We start from the raw sequence: 18,082 nt of genomic DNA on the forward strand, positions 1-18,082 counted from the left end.
AGGTAAAAAATTTAGCAGCAAAATTGTTTCAAAAGCCCCCACACTACTTTATTCGGCGAATACGCTATGTTAAGTACCGAAATTTATTCCATATGGCGCTGCTTTCAAGCCAGCCATCTCTTTTTCATAGAACTACAAACAACTGGAATTATTGGGAGTTTCGTTTTTAGTTGTGGCTGATAATTACAGCCACAATTATGATCTGCCAGTGGCGGTTATATCAAATCAACTTTTCACAACTGGAACAAACAGGGGCATGACTTCCCTTTCAAACACAGTGTTATTGCACACCGCCCCCACAATATATATCGCGAGAAATCCCGAAATTATGGCGAGATACCCCACGCAATGGTGCCAGAATTTATCGGCATCTGATATCAATTGCAAATCCAGAGCAGCAATTATCCACAAACAAATCGTAAGCAGAACAACCATTAATGTAAGGGGTCTTGGTGCTGATTTCAGATAGGATGGAATAATAATCGTTATAAAAGACGCACCACCAATCCAACAATATCCTTCTATAATCTTATATGTTGAAAAATCAAAAAGCTCAGCAGGCACCGTGCCATTTTTTACGAAAAGAATCATTGCGAATTTTGCAAGAACGCTCAAAGAAGCACTAAACATAAAAAATGCTGAAAAAAACAAAAAAACATTGCCTGCCGTGATATTTTTATTCTTTAATTCAATGCCGGCCGTAATGACCTGGACAATTCCTCCTCCGATCAACCACGCTGCCAGCAGCGGATATCCGGCCAAGGTCACTTTTCCTAAATACACAGCGCCAAAAGCGAAACATGCGACAGCCAAGGAACCAAGCCCGGCGGGAAGTGGATTTGCAAAAGATGGTTGTGTTGTTGACATAATTTTCTCCTTTTTAAAGTTAAAAGTAGTAATTTTCGACCCTAAGCTTTATAAAAAATTGATATTTCAAACAATCTATTCTTTGCGATGCGAAACAGATGATGTGACAACTTTTATACCGATTCTATGAACTTTTATTTCTGATGTTTTGTTGCTCTTAAAAAATTTTCAGGTGTTAAATGAAACCCTGGAGAAAATAGATAATTGATTCACTGAACATATTCAGTGAATGTATTCATACTTTATGGTTTTTTAAATGTCAAGAAAAAAAACAACGCCGATTCAATAAATTTTAAACCTTTAATTTAAAATCACTTTAAACCACAGGGCAGGGGCGATACAAGAAAACTATAGCGGGTATTCGTTAAGAATCGATACTGATATTGACGATTTTGCTTTCTTTTCTATCATGTTTCATGTTAAGAGCCTGTTTAAAAACAGATGGATCGGCTGCAATCTCATGCCAACAGCTCCAATTTTCTCAATTTTTAGCCCATACTCTGACTTTTAACATTAAAAATTTGGAAAATTGCGCCTCACGTCCATGATTTTTCACCTTCGATCCCCTAATTTTCAAACAGACTATAGCTGAATCAAAACAAATCAATTTAACTGCAAATTCGTCTGGACAAGTTAAATCTTACTCTACAAAGATGATCAGCGAATTAAAAAATCCAGATAGATCTAACCCATGTTGAACAAAGAATTGAGATGCCACCATTAAATGTGATCTCAACCAGGAATTTAACTGCATGGGAGGGCGACACGTCCAAAAGTTTAATTGATAGAAGCGCAGTAATTACTCTGCGTAATAATTATTCCTGTCCCAGAGGATATTTTAAAGATAATTTATCTATCCATAATCCATTGATCAATACGTTGCAATTAATGACAAATTATTTATCTCATCAAAAATAAATGGCCTTTGAACTCCATCACATAATGGAAGGATAGAGCTTTAAAACAGCTTTTCAAATCATAAATGATGAATACATTGCACCCCAATGCGGGTGGGCAGAACAAAAAAACAACTGGAGAAAATGAATGGAAAAGATGCGTTTTAAAAAAAGTAATTTTGAAATTCCCCCTGAAATCTTTAAGGAGATGCAGGGAAAAAAAATCGAATACTGTGAAAACAAATCCATGAAAATATCTTTTCCCATAATGGAAAAATATAATAATCCGGCAAGGAAAATGTTCGGGGGTATGATTGCTGCAGCCTTTGACAATACTTTTGGAACATTTTCTTATGAAATGCTAAAAAAAGCCTGCACAACTCTGGAGCTGAACACATCCTTCATCAGACCCACGGACACAAATGACAAAGAATTAATTGTGGAGGTCTTTTTGATTTCAAATACAAAGACGCAATTAATACTGGAAGGAAAGGCGCATAATCCCGATGGAAAACTTATTGCGGTATGTAAAACAAGAATGATGATTTTAGATGGTTTTTAAACTTGCTTCCAACTTCATAAAATCGACATCCCCCTGAGTCTTGAGTTCAAGGGGTGTTGATTTAGGTAACAATTGTCGTCAGCAGACGCTGTATATATTCGTTCATTGCTTTAACCAGGTCAAATTTACCGTTATCCAAGCACCAGTTAAAGGCAATGCCCCTGGCTCCAGTAAAAAGAAATTTAGTGGTTTCCTCAGCGGAAAAGGAAGGATCTATCTCTCCCTGTTCAATACCCTGACTGACAATATTGTGTAACATGACAAACCGAACTGAAGTTGTGCAAAGAAAAAGTTTTGTTTGGGTTTTGTATAGAGCCTTAATAATATCTATACCGTAATAGATATAAAGTTTGGCCAAATATTCAAAGAAAAAGAGTATTTTGATGCTTGCCGTGGTTCCCTCAAGTGTATCAATGGATTTCGTTTCCATAAACTCGTCAGCACTTTCAAATAATTTATACAGAATGTCTTCCTTGGATTTAAAATGATGATAAAAAGCACCCACGGACACTCCCGCCTTCTTACTTATCTCATCAATGGTAATATTTTCAAAACCTTTTAATTCCATTAATTCTACACCGGTTTCATAAATTCTATTTTTAGTTTCAATGGCTTGAAGTTTACGTTTTGTTAGCTTTGGCATTCCTCATCCTGCTCTGTATTATTTATCTTATCTGTTATTGACATCTTTGTTTATAGATACACCATTAGATGCATTTAAAACTTTTCTCAAAAAAACATATTAACATATGCTCAACCCAGTGACAATTCAAATTTGCATCACTAATCCAATCACGAACTATGAATATTTAAATTACAAATAGAAAGGGTAATATTTATTTGTAAAATCAAGTATCTCTTGTAAAACAACTTTACGTGCCTGAATGTGAGGGGCATGACCACAATGGGGAATTAACACCATTTTTGAATCACCCGTTACTTTTTCTGCTATGGAATACATCTGCTCAGGAAGACCGTATTGATCAACCGCACCTTGAATCACCAAAACAGGTACTTTGATATCTGCAAGATACATTTCAATATTCCATGAAAAAAATGACTCTGAAAGCCAGACTTTTGTCCAACGATTAAAAATTTTATTAATATTTGCGCCATGGTATTTTTCCAATTTTTTTTTCAAATCGGTTTCTTTCCAGGCATCAATTGTCGTTTCAATCCCTTTAATGGTCAACAAATCCACAAAAACATGGGCAGCTTCAGTTATTACTCCTGTTACACGTTCAGTAAAACGCCCCGCAAATAAAAGGGCCATGGTACCACCGTCACTGTGCCCCCACAACAAGGCTTTCTGTATACCACAAATATCGAGTACATTAGGAAGAAACTTCCAGGCCTCATCAAACATATATTGTTCATGGACATGAGAGTTGGGCAAACAATCTGATTTACCATGGCCAAGGCGATCATATGCCAGAACATCACAACCTGTTAATTTGGCAATTGTTTCAGGGATATCCCGTAACATAGAAACACAGCCAAGGGCTTCATGAAGCATTACCACAACGGGCCGCAATATTAATTTTTTTTCATTTTCATCTATTTCATGGTAAAATCGTCTCACAAACAAACGATTTTCATTTAGATAAATATAAAAAGAATCTATATTAATTGCATTATCAACCATATATATCCACACCTCTTATTTCTTAAAGGTCGTGTGATCCATGAATTTTATTGATAACAAATTTCGGCATCCTTAAGATGTCTTCAAAAATACTTTACACTTTTTAAAGACGAACACCGAAAAATAGGCAATCACCCCATGAAAATGTAAAGTAAAAGACTCAAAAAATTGTTTTGGGTATGACTTGTTAGGGGTAACGACTTTTATTAATATAATAGCCCAGAAACGCCTTAACATATTAACGGCCACACTAACCTGTTTTTTTAAAAAAATCAAATCACCAGATTAGATGCATCTGCTTGATTTGTTTATATCGTTCTATATGAAATACTCCGCAAATGAGGGGTGTATTCCAAGCTTTATTGTGGGCAAAACCGGATCAGAATACGGTCTGCCCGTGGCAGTTATATACAATGCAGCATCCAAGGCATAAGGCAAAGCCGCCCCCCCCCGATGGGCAATAGGAACCGAACAATTGAGCTGTCTACAGTTCCGGTCCGGGACCATTGCCCCTCGGGGAGGGCAGCGGTATAATACCATTTTCTATATTTGGTTTGTCCGCCAGGACATGTGGGTTATATCGATAATTATTACAGATAGTAGGCCCAGAAAAAAAGCAAATGAAGCCATTGCGCAAATAGTGCGGTGATCAAGCAGCATACCCTTGACATTAAGCATGAACAACGACTATAAAAGAGACTATGAAATCAGACAAAATAGTTAAAATATGTGTAATTGACGGCCAAGGTGGGGGAATCGGCTCCACCATTATCCGTAAGCTCAAGGATAGATTTGGAGAGCAGATTGAAGTGCTGGCTCTGGGAACCAATGCAATTGCCACAGCGCAAATGCTCAAATCCCGTGCCAACAGGGGAGCCTCGGGCATCAATGCCATAGTGCAAACAGTAAAAAGAGCAGACTTTATAATTGGAACGGTGGGAATAATTATGCCACATGCCATGATGGGAGAATTAACACTGGATATGGCCGAAGCCATCGCCCAATCTCCGGCAAAAAAAATACTGCTGCCCCTGACCCAGGAAAACCTGGCTATTGTGGGATTGGCCTCTACCCCTTTACCCCAGCTTGTTGATGAACTCATTGACATATACGAGAATGAGTTTCAACCAAACTAAGTCAATTTTTCAATTAGGACATATCTAAATCAAAAAAACCTTAATTGCTCTTTAAAGAGCGTTTTCCTAAGATGTATGGATCTGGTGCGCTACACATTAAAAAAACGAAGAAAAAAACAGCCGATAGTTTCTCTGGAAAAAATCGTATAATCTGAAGGAGTCTATAATAATATGTGCGAAGCAACAGCATATCTAATGAAAGAAAAAAGTGAAGAGCTGCTCATGGAGGCAGTAGATACCGTTATCCCGGAAGATGGAGGGATTCGTCTGGTGAGTATTTTTGGAGACCAAAAATTTATTAAAGGATATATTTACTCATTGTCACTGGTGAACCATAAAGTATTCATCAAGTTACACGGATAATATTAACTCTTTTTATTTTTTAAGGGCATCAAGTATATGGCCCAAATTATTTTTCTTTAGAACCTTTTGTCGAAACAAACTCATGAATCCGTATAATGAAAAATATTTTGAGCCCAGAGGCTTACCCAATTGACGGTCAACAATAACATTGTTTATAATTATCTCTTTTAAAAAACAGAAAGGGAAAAGAGCCAGACGGCAAGTCTTACAAATAGGGTCTATTTGCGGCTCTTAATTCCCTTTCAAAAAAATCTAAAATTCAGATTTTTATATAGCACAATTCCGACAAAAATTACCAGCCCAATGTGAGGTAATTATGGATGGAGTCAGCAGCTTCCCGGCCCGCTCCCATGGCAAGAATAACCGTTGCCATACCGGTGACGATGTCACCACCGGCCCATACTCCTTTTTTGGTGGTTTTACCCGTTGCAGGGTCAGCAATGATATTGCCCCACTGATTGAGCCCGATTTCCGGTGTGGCGTTGGTCAAAAGCGGGTTGGCTTTAGCTCCCACGGAGACCACCACAAGGTCGCAATCCATTTTATATTCTGAGCCTTCAATGGGTAACGGGCGCCGACGTCCTGAAGCATCGGGTTCACCCAGCTCCATTTTCAGACATTCCATGCCGGTGAGACGCCCGCTTTCATCTCCAAAAAACTGGACAGGATTAGTTAACAGCACAAACTCAATTCCCTCTTCCTCTGCGTGATGGAGTTCTTCGGCCCTGGCAGGCATTTCTTCTCTGGAGCGTCGATAAACCACTTTCACAGACTCTGCACCCAACCTCATTGCGGTTCTTGCCGAATCCATGGCAACATTTCCAGCCCCCAGAATCACAACATTCTTGCCCTTGGCAACAGGGGTGTCATACTTGGGAAAAAGATAGGCTTTCATGAGATTGGTCCGGGTAAGATACTCGTTGGCGGAAAAAACACCAATGAGGTTTTCCCCGGGCAGGTTCATGAAACGGGGAAGTCCTGCCCCCACACCGACATAAACAGCATCATACCCTTCTTCTAACAATTCGTCAACGGTTACAGTGGTGCCCACAACATTATTGGTCTCAATTTTTACACCAAGCTGTTCCAGGGTGGCCACTTCTGACCCCACAATATCTTTGGGAAGACGAAATTCCGGAATACCATATACCAGCACCCCGCCGGTTTTATGAAATGCTTCAAATATGGTAACATCATGACCTTTAAGAATAAGGTCCCCTGCCACAGTGAGGCCGGAAGGACCGGAGCCCACCACAGCAACTTTTTTACCGGTTTTTTCTGCCACGGCGGGAAGGGCAACATTTCCGCTTTTTCTTGCATAATCCGCTGCAAACCGCTCAAGATAACCAATGGCAACGGGCTCTCCTTTTTTGCCCACAATGCATCGGCCCTCGCATTGAATTTCCTGGGGACACACCCGGCCACACACAGCCGGCAGGGCATTTTTTTCCCACAGAGTGGCTGTGGCTCCGGCAAAATCGCCATCCACAATTTTTCGGATAAAGCCGGGAATATTAACAGACACCGGACATCCTTCCACACAGGCCGGTTTTTTGCATTGCAGGCAGCGGGCCGCTTCCATCTGTGCCATTTCCGGCGTCAGTCCCAGGGGAACTTCTTCAAAATTTCTATTTCGTACATCGGGTGCCTGTTCAGGCATTTTAACCCGTGGTGTTTTTTCTTTTTTGACTTTTTTTTCTGCCATTATATCCTCCAGATAAAAACCCATGCCCGGTGGGCACGTAATCATAAATTTGACAACGAACGGGTATCCTTGACATTGCCTGGGCATATCATCATCCCCAAGGTGTGACACCCGGTATCCAGCATCATGCCAAAGTCATTTGTCATGATAAAAAACAAAAATCCCATGACAATAAAAAACTATTTACACTGACATGCGTCCATGCTGATTTTTTCTTCGGTCTGATATGCCTGGAGACGTTTGGACAGTTCATCATAATCAACGTTATGACCATCAAATTCAGGGCCGTCAACACATGCAAATTTGGTCTCTCCCCCCACAGACACACGGCAACCGCCACACATGCCGGTGCCATCCACCATGATGGGGTTCAGGCTCACAAGGGTTTCAACATTTTTTTCCTTGGTAATCATGGAGACAAATTTCATCATGGGAACCGGACCAATGGCCACCACCAGACCGATATCTTCCTTTTCCAACACATCCTTTAAAACATCAGTGACAAACCCATGATGTCCCTGGGAACCGTCATCCGTGCAGATGTGAAGGGTGTCAGACACCTTTGCCATTTTTTCTTCCATGATCAACAGGTCTTTGTTCCGGGAGCCCAGGATGGTGATTACTTCATTACCCACCTCTTTAAGGCCCCGGGTGATGGGATGCAGTACGGCAATGCCGGTGCCTCCGCCCACACACACCACCTTTCCTTTTTTCTCAAGATGGGTGGCTTTTCCAAGGGGACCAATGACTGCGTAATATTCCTGCCCCACAGCCATGCTTCCAAAAAGGGATGTGGATTTTCCAACGATCATATAAATAATCGTAATGGTACCTTTTTCAGTATCCACATCGGCCATGGTCAATGGTATCCGTTCTCCGGTTTCATTGGCCTGGAGTATTACAAATTGACCGGGTTTTGCCTTTGCGGCAATGCGGGGCGCTTCAATCTCATTTAACACAATGGTGCCCTGGGCCATTTCTTCCCGTTGGACAATTTTAAACATTTTCACCTCCTGCAATCAAAACTTTCTCAGTATGTTAACCGAAGCACAGTGTTGCGCCCCACGTTTTAATCATATACTCAATACATTTTTAGTAGATGATCATAATCAGATAAGAGCGATAAAATCAAGGTAAAAATTTATTATCATCCGTTTTTTTGCAAAAAACAACAAATCCTCAATTATCGATCTTTTTTTTTATCATAACCTAAATTTAAAAACATTTAGCGCACTATTATGTGATAAAGGGCAAAAAAACAGCGTATCTTCATGATGCAAAAAAAAGTTGCGGGTCCATGATGATTGATGCCACCTATTCAGCTTTCCCACCTAAGTGTTTGGCCAGATTGGCTCCAAATACGGTCCCGGCCAGCGCCCATTATCCATCGAAGCCACATATCCTCTGTCCCGGTCCATTCCCTGGCTGGTGTGTGAGCCATGCATTTCTAATATTCGTTGTATCCGTTCAAAAAAGTGTGAATTTTTTTGAAAAATATCAAAAATGGTGTTAACGCAACGGCCTTTCCGGTTAGAGTTATTGGTGTTGAAATATCACATTTTACAAAACACTAAGGGGTGCATGTAGCAAATTTTTTAACAGAAAACAAGAAAGAAAAATATTGTATTTGAATGTCATTCATTAAAAAGGGCTCAATTACTGGATAGGTGAAAAAATGTCAGAAAATGTATGGTCTTGTTTTTTTGAAAAGAGCTGAAAAGGCAGAAGGGGTAAAATAAAATATATCCATGATAGTTATCTGGAAACATTGTGGGCGATGTAGGAAAATGTATGGCAGAAGGGGAAAAATGTGCGGTCATGGTAATGGTGTAAACCGCACATAAATACAAATTTTTATGCGTCCACCACCTCGGCTTTGATGATGGTAATGGGTTCTGTGGGAACATCCTGGTGGCCGCCCCTGTTACCTGTGGCCACACCTTTCATCTTGTTTATGACGCCATGCCCTTTGACAACTTTACCAAAAACCGCGTATCCCCATCCCTGGGGAGTTTTGGCTGTATGGTTTAAAAAGTCATTTTTCTTCACATTGATAAAAAATTGTGCGGTTGCGCTGTGGGGGTCCATGGTTCGGGCCATGGCAAGGGTGTAAGCATCATTGGAAAGGCCGTTATCAGCTTCATTTTCAATGGGGGATTCGGTGGTTTTTTCTTTCATATCTTCGGTCATCCCCCCCCCTTGAACCATAAATCCATCAATCACCCGATGGAAAATCGTACCGTCATAGTGACCTGATTTTACATAGGATAAAAAATTTTCCACACTCTTGGGTGCTTTTTCAGCGTTCAGTTCCACAACGATGTCACCCATGCTTGTCTCGAATTTTACCATTTGCGTTCACCTATTTCATATAATAAAGTTAAAAGAGATGGGGATGAACCCCATATATCGGTGTTTCATCCCCACATTATATTTTATCAGCTCAAAATTTGATGATCTCGTAAAAAGTCCAAAGTCTATCTATTAACCGCAACACATTGCGGACAAGTAAGGTTTAGCCCCTTATTATGGTATGGTAAAAATCATGGGCCGACTTTTTACAGGTCCATCAAGATTTAACATCAAAAAGCTACTTCTATCACCGCCGGGCATAAGATGTCAAATCAGATTCTGGGCTCTCCCATCAATCGGCTGCCATTGTTTCAGGGGAAACAACGGCACCTTGTTTTTCTTTTAATAACACAAGTTCTTTCTTCTGGGCATGGAGAACCTTAAACAAGGTATCTGGAATATTTGTTTCATTGGAGTAGGCATCAATCTGAAAATCCAGGCGCTTGATGATGTTATCAATGTGCAGGGAAAATTGTTTAACATATAGTTCACGGGGGTATTCTTTTCCAATAACCTCCATAAAGAGAAGTTTCAGATCTTCATATAAAGGAATGTGTCCAATGGGGGTTTCAATTCTTTTAACTTCACGATGGGCGTATCTTTCCAGCCAGGAGAGCCATACCTTTACATCTCTTTTTTCTCCCAGTAACTTTTTGGAATCCCCGCCCCTTGCCTCATGGGTCAAAAAATAGTTAAGTCCGGCCATGACCGGCTTTTTATCCGGTGCAATGGCAGGGTTGCTGAAAAATTTAAACTGGGCATCCATATAATCCCCCAATGCTCCGGGGATAAAGGCAGCATTGGCCCAGGGTGCCCGTCGGACCCCTGTGACACCCAGCTCCGTTGCTGTGGCAGCTGAAACAATACAGGCCCCCAGGGCCACACCATGTTCGTCATTTTTGGCCACCCACACCGGAGGCATGGTGTCACTGTCCCGACCACTGTAAGTGATCATGCGGGTTTCCACACCATCAGGATTTTCCGACTCTGGAGAATAATTATCCAGTGCTGTGGCAGCAAGGGTGCATCTGGCATTGGGGTGGGATATGGGCACAGTCTTTCCATCGCTGTCAGTCATTCCCAGGTGCCATTCTCCCTGGAAATTAAATCCCTTTTCCGGGGCGGCTTCACCGTTGCCCACCCAATGGGGTTTTTTGTTTTCATCCACCAGCACATTGGTCCATATCACTTCGGTGCCGGGTTTGCGCAAATTTTCCATGAGCTGGGGATCACCTTCCCAGTTGACATCCTGGAGAATGCCAAAGATGCCGCATTCTGGATTGATGGAGCGAACAGACCCGTCCCCGGCAATCCACATCTGGGCAAGATCATCCCCCACAAAACAATCCCCGGCCATGGCCGTGGTGGTCTTACCGCATCCGCTGGGGGCGGCCCCTGCACACCAGGTGACCCGACCCTGCGGTCCTTTGATGCCGGTGATGAACATATGTTCAGACAGCTCTTTTCCACGATTTTCATATACAGCCTTATCCACGGCAAAGCGATGATTCCCCTTTTTCAATAAAAGGGTGTTGCCAGCATAGGTGCAGTTAAAGCTGTAGGTGGTGCGGTAGCTTCTATCCATGAAAACCCGGGCATTGGGAAGATCTTCGGTGCGATTCTGCCCTTCACTGTGGATATTGGTGAAAAAATGACCTAATTTTTCCACTTCCCGATCAAAGCCGTGAAAGGCATTTCTATAGAGTATTTCTGCGCTGTGGGAGACATAGGCAGAACTGGTTATTTCCAAAGCCGGATTGGAGGCAGGCGCCCCCACTGGACCACGCATGTAAAACCCCACAATCATGGTTTTATTTTCCATGATTCCCCCCATGTGGGTCTCTATGTCCACAAGGGCCTGATCCCGCTCCATGCGGTTGGCAAGGGTACTGATCTCTTCATGTGGGTCTGTAATATAAAAAGTTCTGTCAACAATGCGTCCCTGCTCCTTTGCCAGATCATAATGAATGGTATGATTCTCCATGGCCAGAGGGGCTTCTTCTTTGTTTTCAAGGGCAAGATTTCGAATGAATTGGCGGTCTTCACTGGACCCGGTATTAACAAATACCGTTGCAGGTCGACATACGGCAATGGCATCGGCAATGCGTTTTTGCACTTTTTGATTTTTTATGGTTTTTAAACGAGTAAGCTGGGTGTCATCCATGCTTTGTTTAAAGAGTTCATCCATTTTGTCAGTAGAATCTATTTTGCCCAGAGTTTCAGCAATATCTGGCCCCACGTTTTTCTTCAGCATTTTTATTAACTCTCACCTCATTTTGGATCACTTTTTATTATCAAAATTCATGAAAACCTCAAAGCCGAAAACCCTTGCCCTGAAAGCCTTACGTGACTTTATTGTATTATCCATCACATCAAATTCTTACTCTTTAACACGTTCTTCATAAAAAACAAATATTTTAAATTTTTTTTGCCCTGAAACCCAGAGTATGCTATCAGTGCGTCATTATGACAACATACCAAACAACGCAAATAATAAGCATATCCAATCAAAAAGGTGGTGTGGGCAAAACCACCACTGCAGTGAACCTGGCTGCAGCCCTTGCTGTTTCCGGTAAAGAGACCCTGCTTGTGGACTGCGACCCCCAGGCCAATGCCACCACAGCCACGGGTATTGACAAACCAACCCTTGGGGCATCCCTGTACCACGGCCTCATCGGAGACGAAACTCCCCAGTCGCTTATCTGTGACACGGAAACCAAGAAATTAAAAATTTTGCCTTCCAATGTCGATCTCATCGGGTTTGAAGTGGAGCTCATGGACGCCCCCCAACGGGAACGGGTGTTGAACAATCTTTTGTCAAAAATATCACATCAGTTTCAATATATCATCATTGATTGCCCTCCTTCCCTGAGTCTTTTGACCCTGAATGCACTCACTGCCGCACATTCGGTGCTCATTCCTCTGCAAAGTGAATTTTTTGCCCTGGAAGGGCTGGGTCAGCTACTTGAAACCATTAAACGGGTTAAAGTTTCTCTCAACCCCGGACTTCGCATTGAGGGAATTCTTTTAACCATGTTTGACAAGCGCACCAATCTGGCACGCCAGGTTGTGGAGGATGCTGAAAAATATTTTAAAGAGATGATTTTTAAGACAAAAATCCCCCGCAACGTCAAGCTGGCAGAAGCGCCAAGTTACGGCATGCCGGTGATTTCCTATGACCTTCGCTCCCCCGGTGCCAGCAGTTACCTGGCCCTTGCAAAGGAACTCTTGAACAGATGACAGGAAAGAAAGTAAGAAAAACCGGCCTTGGCAGGGGCATTTCAGCCCTCATTCCCGACATTGAACCCATGGATGAAAAAGCGGGCAGTTTTTTCATGTGTGACATTGAAAATATTGTCCCCAATCGCTTCCAGCCCCGAACCATATTTTCCGAAGAGGATCTGGAAAATCTTAAAAATTCCATCATTGAGCAGGGGATTTTACAACCGGTTCTGGTGAGACAACAAAATGACAAATATGAACTCATTGCCGGTGAGCGTCGGTATCGGGCAGCCCAACGCGCCAATCTTACGCGCATTCCAGCCATTATCCGGGAGCTTTCCGATGAACAGGTGCTGGAAGTTTCCATCATCGAAAATATCCAGCGGGCCAATTTAAACCCCCTGGAAGAGGCAGAAGCGTATCATCGGCTCATCACAGAATTTAAATACACCCAGGAAATGGTGGCGCAAAAAATCGGTAAAAACAGATCCACCATCACCAACTTTCTGCGATTGAGAAAACTTCCCGAAGTGATCAGTCAGAGCCTGTCAAAAAATCAAATTTCCATGGGTCATGCCCGGGCACTTCTGGGGGCCGGTGCCCAGCCCCTTCAGATCAAAGCCTGGGAAACGGTGATTTCAAAGGATCTGTCTGTGCGGGCCACGGAACAACTGGTTAAGAAAATCAAAGAAAAACCGGATGCTCCGGAAAAAAAGCCTGTCACCCCGGAAACAGAGGCCCTGGAATCCATCTGCAACAATTTAACCCAAAAAATTCAATCCAGTGTAAAAATAAAGAAAAAAGGGAACAGAGGAAAATTGGAAATCAGTTTTAAAAATGAGCAGGAGTTTCAAAAACTGATCCAGCTTCTGGACAATATATCATGAAAATAACCATTGCAAAAACAGCAGGCTTCTGCATGGGAGTCCGCCGGGCCGTGGATATGGTATTGGATGCCGCCAATCGCACCCAGGGACCCATCTGCACCTACGGACCTTTAATCCACAATCCCCAGGTCCAGGAAATGCTCAGAGAAAAGGGAATTCCCAGCATCAAAGAAATTCCTGAAAAGGGAGAGGGCACCGTTCTTGTCCGGGCCCACGGGGTGCCGCCCCAGGATAAGATCGCCCTTGAAACCGCCGGATTTAAAGTGATTGATGCCACCTGCCCCCGGGTGATCCGGGTCCAGACCATCATTGGTAAACACCACCGGAAGGGATACACCGCCATCATCATAGGGGATGCCGATCACCCGGAGGTCCGGGGGCTTCTGGGGTATGCCGGTGACAGGGGGTTTACCGCTTCCTCCCTGGAGGATGTAAAGGCATTGCCCGCCTTTGACAAGGCCGTTGTGGTGGCCCAGACCACCCAGGACACCTCTTTGTACCGAGAAATCACGCAATGGATCACTGAAAATCATTCCCATTACAAGATCCATGATACCATCTGCAATTCCACGGAAAAACGCCAGGCGGAAACAAGACAGATTGCCCAGCAAAGTGATGCCGTGGTGGTGGTGGGGGGGAAACACAGTGGCAACACCCAGCGCCTGGCCCAGATTGCCAAGGCAACAGGCAAGCCGTCCATGCACATTGAAGATGTATCCGAGCTGGACTATCAATTACTGGACCGGGCAGATTCCGTGGCCATCACCGCCGGAGCTTCCACCCCCAACTGGATCATTAATAAAACCTGCCGGGCCATTGAAGAACATATCCGCGCCAGCCAAAAAAAGAATCGCTTCTTTTTCCAGGCCCGGAACCTGCTGTTAAAAACCAATGCATTGCTGGCCATGGGAGCCGGATGCCTTACCTGGGCCTGCGCCTCCCTCCAGGGGCTGGATCACACTTTGATCCACGCCACCGTTGCCGCGCTTTATGTTCTTTCCATGCAAATTTTAAACAATCTTTTAACCATTTCATCGGATCGATACAACCATCCGGACCGGGCCGGGTTTTACGAAACCCACAAAAAGACAATGACGGCAGTGGCCCTGGTAAGCGGCGGGGCAGGACTGCTTTTGTCTTTTTCCCACAGTATCACTGCATTTATGCTCCTCATTCTTATGAGTTTTCTGGGACTCACCTACAATCTTGACATTTTTTCAGTGCTGCCCGGTATTGGTCGATTTAAAGCATTAAAGGATATCCCCGGATCAAAAACCATCCTCATTGCCGCTGCCTGGGGAACGGTGACGTCCATTCTTCCGGCCATGGAAGATTTTAATTCCCTTTCCGTGGGAATCTCCTTTGGATTTGCCACAGGCATGGTTTTTGCCAGAACTGCTTTTTTTAATGTTCTGGAAATGCAGGGAGACAGGATCACCGGCAAGGAAACCCTGCCCCTGATACTGGGAGAAACCCGGAGTCTGGCATTGATCAAAGGCGTTTTAATTGCCTTGACCCTGATGCTTCTTTTTGCTGCAGCCCTGGGCGTCACAGGCCCCATTGGTTTTTTACTGGCCACCCTTCCCATTCTTTTGATCAATACCATTGTCCGGTGTGAAAACGGATATCTGCTGCCGGGAAGTAACCTTGAATTCCTTGTGGATGCTCATTTTATCCTGGCCGGTTTTCTGGGCATTTTCTTTTAAAACAAACCTGTGGCGACACAGGGTCACCTATATTGCCTGTCTCACCAAGGATGTCTTGAATTTTGGCATCCTTGCGTTGCCACAGGCCGTTTAACCAGCAGCAGAACTGTTCCCTGAAATCTGCATCATTGAAAAAATCCCCCATCATTGTTTCAGACACCGGCATGACCTCCACATCCACAATGATTTTTTTCACCCGACCGGACATGAATCCCCAGAAATTGTCCGCACCCTGGGGATAAACAATGGTGACATCGATAACGGCATTGAGATGTTCCCCCATGGCACCCAGTACAAAGGCCACCCCACCGGCCCGGGGCTTGAGCAGATGCTGATAGGGTGAGTTCTGGGTTTCATGTTTTGCCGACGTAAACCGGGTACCTTCCACAAAATTCATGATGGAAATGGGCAGTGCTTTAAATTTCTCACATGCGTTGCGGGTACTTTCCAGATCTTTTCCTTTGAGGTGGGGATGTTTTTCCAAAAATTTGCGGGTGTAGCGTCGCATAAATGGAAAATCCAGTGCCCACCAGGCAAGCCCCAGGATGGGTACCCAGATCAACTCCTTTTTTAAAAAAAATTTCAGAAACGGAATTTTACGGTTAAACACTGTGTGGAGCACCAATATATCCATCCAGGACTGGTGATTGGATAATACCAGATACCACTCCTGCATTTCCAATGTGTCCACCCCCCGGACATCCCACTCAATGCGATTAAAAATCCGGGAATGAAAAATATTCACGCTGATCCAGGCCGTTGCAACGGCAATGAGCCATTTATCACACAAAATCCTGCAAGACGCCAAAGGCACGGTGAATTTTACCAAGGCCACCGTGAAAAGCATGGTACACATTACCATTGTATTGATAAGATAGCATAGAAATGACAAAATGCCCTTTAGCGGGCCGGGAAGAAAATTAAGCATAATATCCGTTCCTGTAAGCATTTTATGTGAAATACTCCGCAAATAAGGGAGCATTTCTTTCTTTGTTGTGGATAAAACCGGATCAGAACAAGGTCCGCCCGTGGCGGTATTCCATTCCGGGTGATCCCATGGTATTTATTCAGGAAATGTCCTGTTGATCAATATATTTTTTAACGGTCCTGCGGTCCACACCGGCCCGCCGGGCCACCTTTTCATAGGCTCCATGTTTTTCATAAAGCAGTTTGAGATAACCGGAGGTTAATTCCGCCACGGTCATATCTCCTTTGTCCAATCCTTTGATCAAGCGGTGTTTAACCCCGTCAGTGTCTTTTTTCTGCAATTTTTCATAACTCCGACGGAGCATGACCTGCTTGACACATTGCTCAAGTTCTCGAACATTTCCGGGCCAGTGGTAGTCTTTCCCAAGTTCCCTGTCAATCATGCGCGTCACTTTTTTCACCAGTTCAGGGCACGGGGTACCCATGATCCTTTCCACGGTGAATGTCAAAAGGGCGGTGAGCTCTCTGGGATCTTGGAGAATTCGTTTTCTTAAGGGTGGCATTTCAATGACATCTGAGCTCAGGCGATAATAAAAATCATCCCTTAAAACCGCTCCGCCTGCAATATCATCCATGGAACGGTTGGTGGCTGCAATGACCCGGCCCTGGAACCGGGATTTTTCATGGCTGCCCACGGGGGTGAATACCCGGTCCTGGAGGACCTGCAAAAGTTTGATCTGCACATGGTTGGCCACCTCACCGATTTCATCCAGTAAAATGGCCCCATGGGGACTGCATCGGTCAAATACCCCGGGATAATCTTCCACAGCCCCGGTAAAGGCCCCTTTTTTGTGCCCAAACAGCTCTGATTCCAAAAGAGTTTCAGGAAATTGGGAAAGATTTAAAGAAATAAAGGTGCCGGTGAAGCTGTCGTCAAAACACCCCCTTTGGCTGTCAAAGGGGATAAACCCGCTGCGCCCAACGGCCATGGCTGCGGTTCCCTTGCCTGTGCCGGTTTCCCCCAGTATCAATGTGGAAAAATCCTCCATACGGTTCCACAGATATTTATCATACCACTCAATACTGCCGGTGAAAACATTGTTCCATAACTTTCGCTTTAATTCCTTCATGCAGGGACTGTTGCCCACAAGGGAGTTGGAAATAAAAAAAAATGCCCGGCGTAACTGGAAAGAAAAGGCAAAATAATGATCATGGCAGTTTTGGGGAAACCCCCGTTGTTGGAGCATGGCCATGGCCTCCCCGGCAAAGGAAACCTTCACCGGCACATCACCCGCTGCAATCTGATCCATGATCAACTGGTCAAAATGATCCCGAAATTTATGAAAGATGTCAAAAAGGAACACCACGCGGATGAGGTTTTGGTCTTGTCCTTTAAAGGCCTCCAGTGTGCCGCATCCCTCTTTTTCCAGCTGTTTTACCCGGATATCAATTTCGTTTATGCATTGATCCACACTTTCCCTGCGGGAAACAGAAGGAAAGAGCCCTGCAATGGTTCTATCCAGCTTTTCCCGCAGCTCCCCAAAGGGATTGGCAAAGGCAGCGTGGTATACGGTTTTAAAAAAACGTCTTTCTTCTTTGTTGAGTTTTCTGATTGGGCCCACCTTTTTCTCCTGCACTTCTGAAATTGTGCATTTAATGCACATCCACTGCTCACCTTGTGTACGTTTTTCTCCCATAGCATATAAAAAACGGAATTTCAACAAAAGGTAAACAGAGTTTACTGACAATAAAAAAAACTTATATCACAGCTGTTTGAAATCTTTTCTAAATTTAAAAACAAAAAACCCAATGCA

The 18,082-nt window shown here is 43.7% G+C and carries 16 protein-coding genes; 7 read left to right on the plus strand and 9 right to left on the minus strand.

Annotated elements, in window-relative coordinates; translation table 11 throughout:
- Nucleotides 1-225: 225 nt before the first annotated feature.
- On the minus strand, nucleotides 226-867 hold the full coding sequence (locus B9A32_RS09250; RefSeq protein ID WP_084068632.1) for an acetate uptake transporter family protein: 642 nt from the start codon (nucleotides 865-867) through the stop codon (nucleotides 226-228).
- A gap of 1,044 nt (nucleotides 868-1,911) precedes the next feature.
- Here B9A32_RS09250 and B9A32_RS09255 point away from each other — a divergent pair.
- The gene (locus tag B9A32_RS09255) at nucleotides 1,912-2,325 is read left to right on the plus strand and encodes a PaaI family thioesterase (RefSeq protein ID WP_084068634.1); all 414 of its coding nucleotides are present in this window, start codon (nucleotides 1,912-1,914) and stop codon (nucleotides 2,323-2,325) included.
- A 61-nt stretch (nucleotides 2,326-2,386) separates the two neighbouring features.
- Here the strand turns inward: B9A32_RS09255 and B9A32_RS22325 are convergent, their stop codons facing one another.
- Entirely contained in the window at nucleotides 2,387-2,968 is a 582-nt protein-coding gene (locus B9A32_RS22325; RefSeq protein WP_084068637.1) for a TetR/AcrR family transcriptional regulator, read from the minus strand.
- A 171-nt stretch (nucleotides 2,969-3,139) separates the two neighbouring features.
- Nucleotides 3,140-3,970 (minus strand): alpha/beta fold hydrolase, encoded by an 831-nt coding sequence (locus tag B9A32_RS09265; protein ID WP_084068639.1) that lies wholly within the window; start codon nucleotides 3,968-3,970, stop codon nucleotides 3,140-3,142.
- 701 nt (nucleotides 3,971-4,671) lie between these two features.
- Here B9A32_RS09265 and B9A32_RS09270 point away from each other — a divergent pair.
- Together B9A32_RS09270 and B9A32_RS09275 are read left to right on the plus strand one after the other, a co-directional pair.
- Nucleotides 4,672-5,106, plus strand: a complete 435-nt coding sequence (locus B9A32_RS09270) for a DUF3842 family protein (protein WP_084068641.1) — start codon at nucleotides 4,672-4,674, stop codon at nucleotides 5,104-5,106.
- A gap of 171 nt (nucleotides 5,107-5,277) precedes the next feature.
- Entirely contained in the window at nucleotides 5,278-5,469 is a 192-nt protein-coding gene (locus B9A32_RS09275; protein WP_084068643.1) for a CooT family nickel-binding protein, read from the plus strand.
- A 292-nt stretch (nucleotides 5,470-5,761) separates the two neighbouring features.
- On the opposite strand, the gene gltA is transcribed toward B9A32_RS09275, so the two are convergent.
- From gltA to B9A32_RS09295, 4 genes are all read right to left on the minus strand, one after another.
- On the minus strand, nucleotides 5,762-7,174 hold the full coding sequence (gltA, locus tag B9A32_RS09280) for an NADPH-dependent glutamate synthase (RefSeq protein ID WP_084068737.1): 1,413 nt from the start codon (nucleotides 7,172-7,174) through the stop codon (nucleotides 5,762-5,764).
- A gap of 179 nt (nucleotides 7,175-7,353) precedes the next feature.
- A complete protein-coding gene (locus B9A32_RS09285; protein WP_084068644.1) occupies nucleotides 7,354-8,178 on the minus strand; it encodes a sulfide/dihydroorotate dehydrogenase-like FAD/NAD-binding protein in 825 nt (274 codons plus the stop codon).
- Nucleotides 8,179-9,028: 850 nt separating this feature from the next.
- Nucleotides 9,029-9,526, minus strand: coding sequence for a peptidylprolyl isomerase (locus tag B9A32_RS09290; RefSeq protein ID WP_084068645.1), 498 nt, complete (start codon nucleotides 9,524-9,526; stop codon nucleotides 9,029-9,031).
- Between the two features lie 292 nt (nucleotides 9,527-9,818).
- Entirely contained in the window at nucleotides 9,819-11,780 is a 1,962-nt protein-coding gene (locus B9A32_RS09295) for a phosphoenolpyruvate carboxykinase (GTP) (RefSeq protein WP_084068648.1), read from the minus strand.
- A 212-nt stretch (nucleotides 11,781-11,992) separates the two neighbouring features.
- On the opposite strand from B9A32_RS09295, the gene B9A32_RS09300 reads away from it, so the two are divergent.
- From B9A32_RS09300 to ispH, 3 genes are read left to right on the plus strand one after another with little or no spacing between them, the layout of a single operon-like run.
- Nucleotides 11,993-12,766, plus strand: a complete 774-nt coding sequence (locus B9A32_RS09300; RefSeq protein ID WP_084068650.1) for a ParA family protein — start codon at nucleotides 11,993-11,995, stop codon at nucleotides 12,764-12,766.
- Nucleotides 12,763-13,635, plus strand: coding sequence for a ParB/RepB/Spo0J family partition protein (locus B9A32_RS09305; protein WP_084068652.1), 873 nt, complete (start codon nucleotides 12,763-12,765; stop codon nucleotides 13,633-13,635). Before B9A32_RS09300 ends, B9A32_RS09305 begins: the two co-directional genes overlap by 4 nt.
- On the plus strand, nucleotides 13,632-15,341 hold the full coding sequence (gene ispH / locus B9A32_RS09310) for a 4-hydroxy-3-methylbut-2-enyl diphosphate reductase (protein ID WP_084068654.1): 1,710 nt from the start codon (nucleotides 13,632-13,634) through the stop codon (nucleotides 15,339-15,341). The genes B9A32_RS09305 and ispH overlap by 4 nt, the downstream gene beginning before the upstream one ends.
- On the opposite strand, the gene B9A32_RS09315 is transcribed toward ispH, so the two are convergent.
- Nucleotides 15,307-16,323, minus strand: coding sequence for an acyltransferase (locus B9A32_RS09315; RefSeq protein WP_332308501.1), 1,017 nt, complete (start codon nucleotides 16,321-16,323; stop codon nucleotides 15,307-15,309). The two genes, ispH and B9A32_RS09315, sit on opposite strands and share 35 nt — an antisense overlap.
- On the opposite strand from B9A32_RS09315, the gene B9A32_RS22330 reads away from it, so the two are divergent.
- Entirely contained in the window at nucleotides 16,296-16,427 is a 132-nt protein-coding gene (locus B9A32_RS22330; RefSeq protein ID WP_269749009.1) for a hypothetical protein, read from the plus strand. The two genes, B9A32_RS09315 and B9A32_RS22330, sit on opposite strands and share 28 nt — an antisense overlap.
- Here the strand turns inward: B9A32_RS22330 and B9A32_RS09320 are convergent.
- Complete coding sequence (locus B9A32_RS09320; protein WP_332308502.1) at nucleotides 16,409-17,890, minus strand: sigma-54-dependent transcriptional regulator; 1,482 nt, start codon at nucleotides 17,888-17,890, stop codon at nucleotides 16,409-16,411. The genes B9A32_RS22330 and B9A32_RS09320 overlap by 19 nt on opposite strands.
- Nucleotides 17,891-18,082 lie beyond the last annotated feature (192 nt).

Origin of the sequence: Desulfocicer vacuolatum DSM 3385 (assembly GCF_900176365.1) — a bacterium.
In the GTDB taxonomy this organism is placed as follows: Bacteria; Desulfobacterota; Desulfobacteria; order Desulfobacterales; family Desulfobacteraceae; genus Desulfocicer; species Desulfocicer vacuolatum.

Excerpts from the sequence above, each read along its gene's own strand:
- B9A32_RS09250 (WP_084068632.1), bottom strand. The coding sequence starts at position 867 with ATGTCAACAACACAACCATCTTTTGCAAATCCACTTCCCGCCGGGCTT.
- B9A32_RS09255 (WP_084068634.1), top strand. The coding sequence starts at position 1,912 with ATGGAAAAGATGCGTTTTAAAAAAAGTAATTTTGAAATTCCCCCTGAA.
- B9A32_RS22325 (WP_084068637.1), bottom strand. The coding sequence starts at position 2,968 with ATGCCAAAGCTAACAAAACGTAAACTTCAAGCCATTGAAACTAAAAAT.
- B9A32_RS09265 (WP_084068639.1), bottom strand. The coding sequence starts at position 3,970 with ATGGTTGATAATGCAATTAATATAGATTCTTTTTATATTTATCTAAAT.
- B9A32_RS09270 (WP_084068641.1), top strand. The coding sequence starts at position 4,672 with ATGAAATCAGACAAAATAGTTAAAATATGTGTAATTGACGGCCAAGGT.
- B9A32_RS09275 (WP_084068643.1), top strand. The coding sequence starts at position 5,278 with ATGTGCGAAGCAACAGCATATCTAATGAAAGAAAAAAGTGAAGAGCTG.
- gltA (WP_084068737.1), bottom strand. The coding sequence starts at position 7,174 with ATGGCAGAAAAAAAAGTCAAAAAAGAAAAAACACCACGGGTTAAAATG.
- B9A32_RS09285 (WP_084068644.1), bottom strand. The coding sequence starts at position 8,178 with ATGTTTAAAATTGTCCAACGGGAAGAAATGGCCCAGGGCACCATTGTG.
- B9A32_RS09290 (WP_084068645.1), bottom strand. The coding sequence starts at position 9,526 with ATGGTAAAATTCGAGACAAGCATGGGTGACATCGTTGTGGAACTGAAC.
- B9A32_RS09295 (WP_084068648.1), bottom strand. The coding sequence starts at position 11,780 with ATGCTGAAGAAAAACGTGGGGCCAGATATTGCTGAAACTCTGGGCAAA.
- B9A32_RS09300 (WP_084068650.1), top strand. The coding sequence starts at position 11,993 with ATGACAACATACCAAACAACGCAAATAATAAGCATATCCAATCAAAAA.
- B9A32_RS09305 (WP_084068652.1), top strand. The coding sequence starts at position 12,763 with ATGACAGGAAAGAAAGTAAGAAAAACCGGCCTTGGCAGGGGCATTTCA.
- ispH (WP_084068654.1), top strand. The coding sequence starts at position 13,632 with ATGAAAATAACCATTGCAAAAACAGCAGGCTTCTGCATGGGAGTCCGC.
- B9A32_RS09315 (WP_332308501.1), bottom strand. The coding sequence starts at position 16,323 with ATGCTCCCTTATTTGCGGAGTATTTCACATAAAATGCTTACAGGAACG.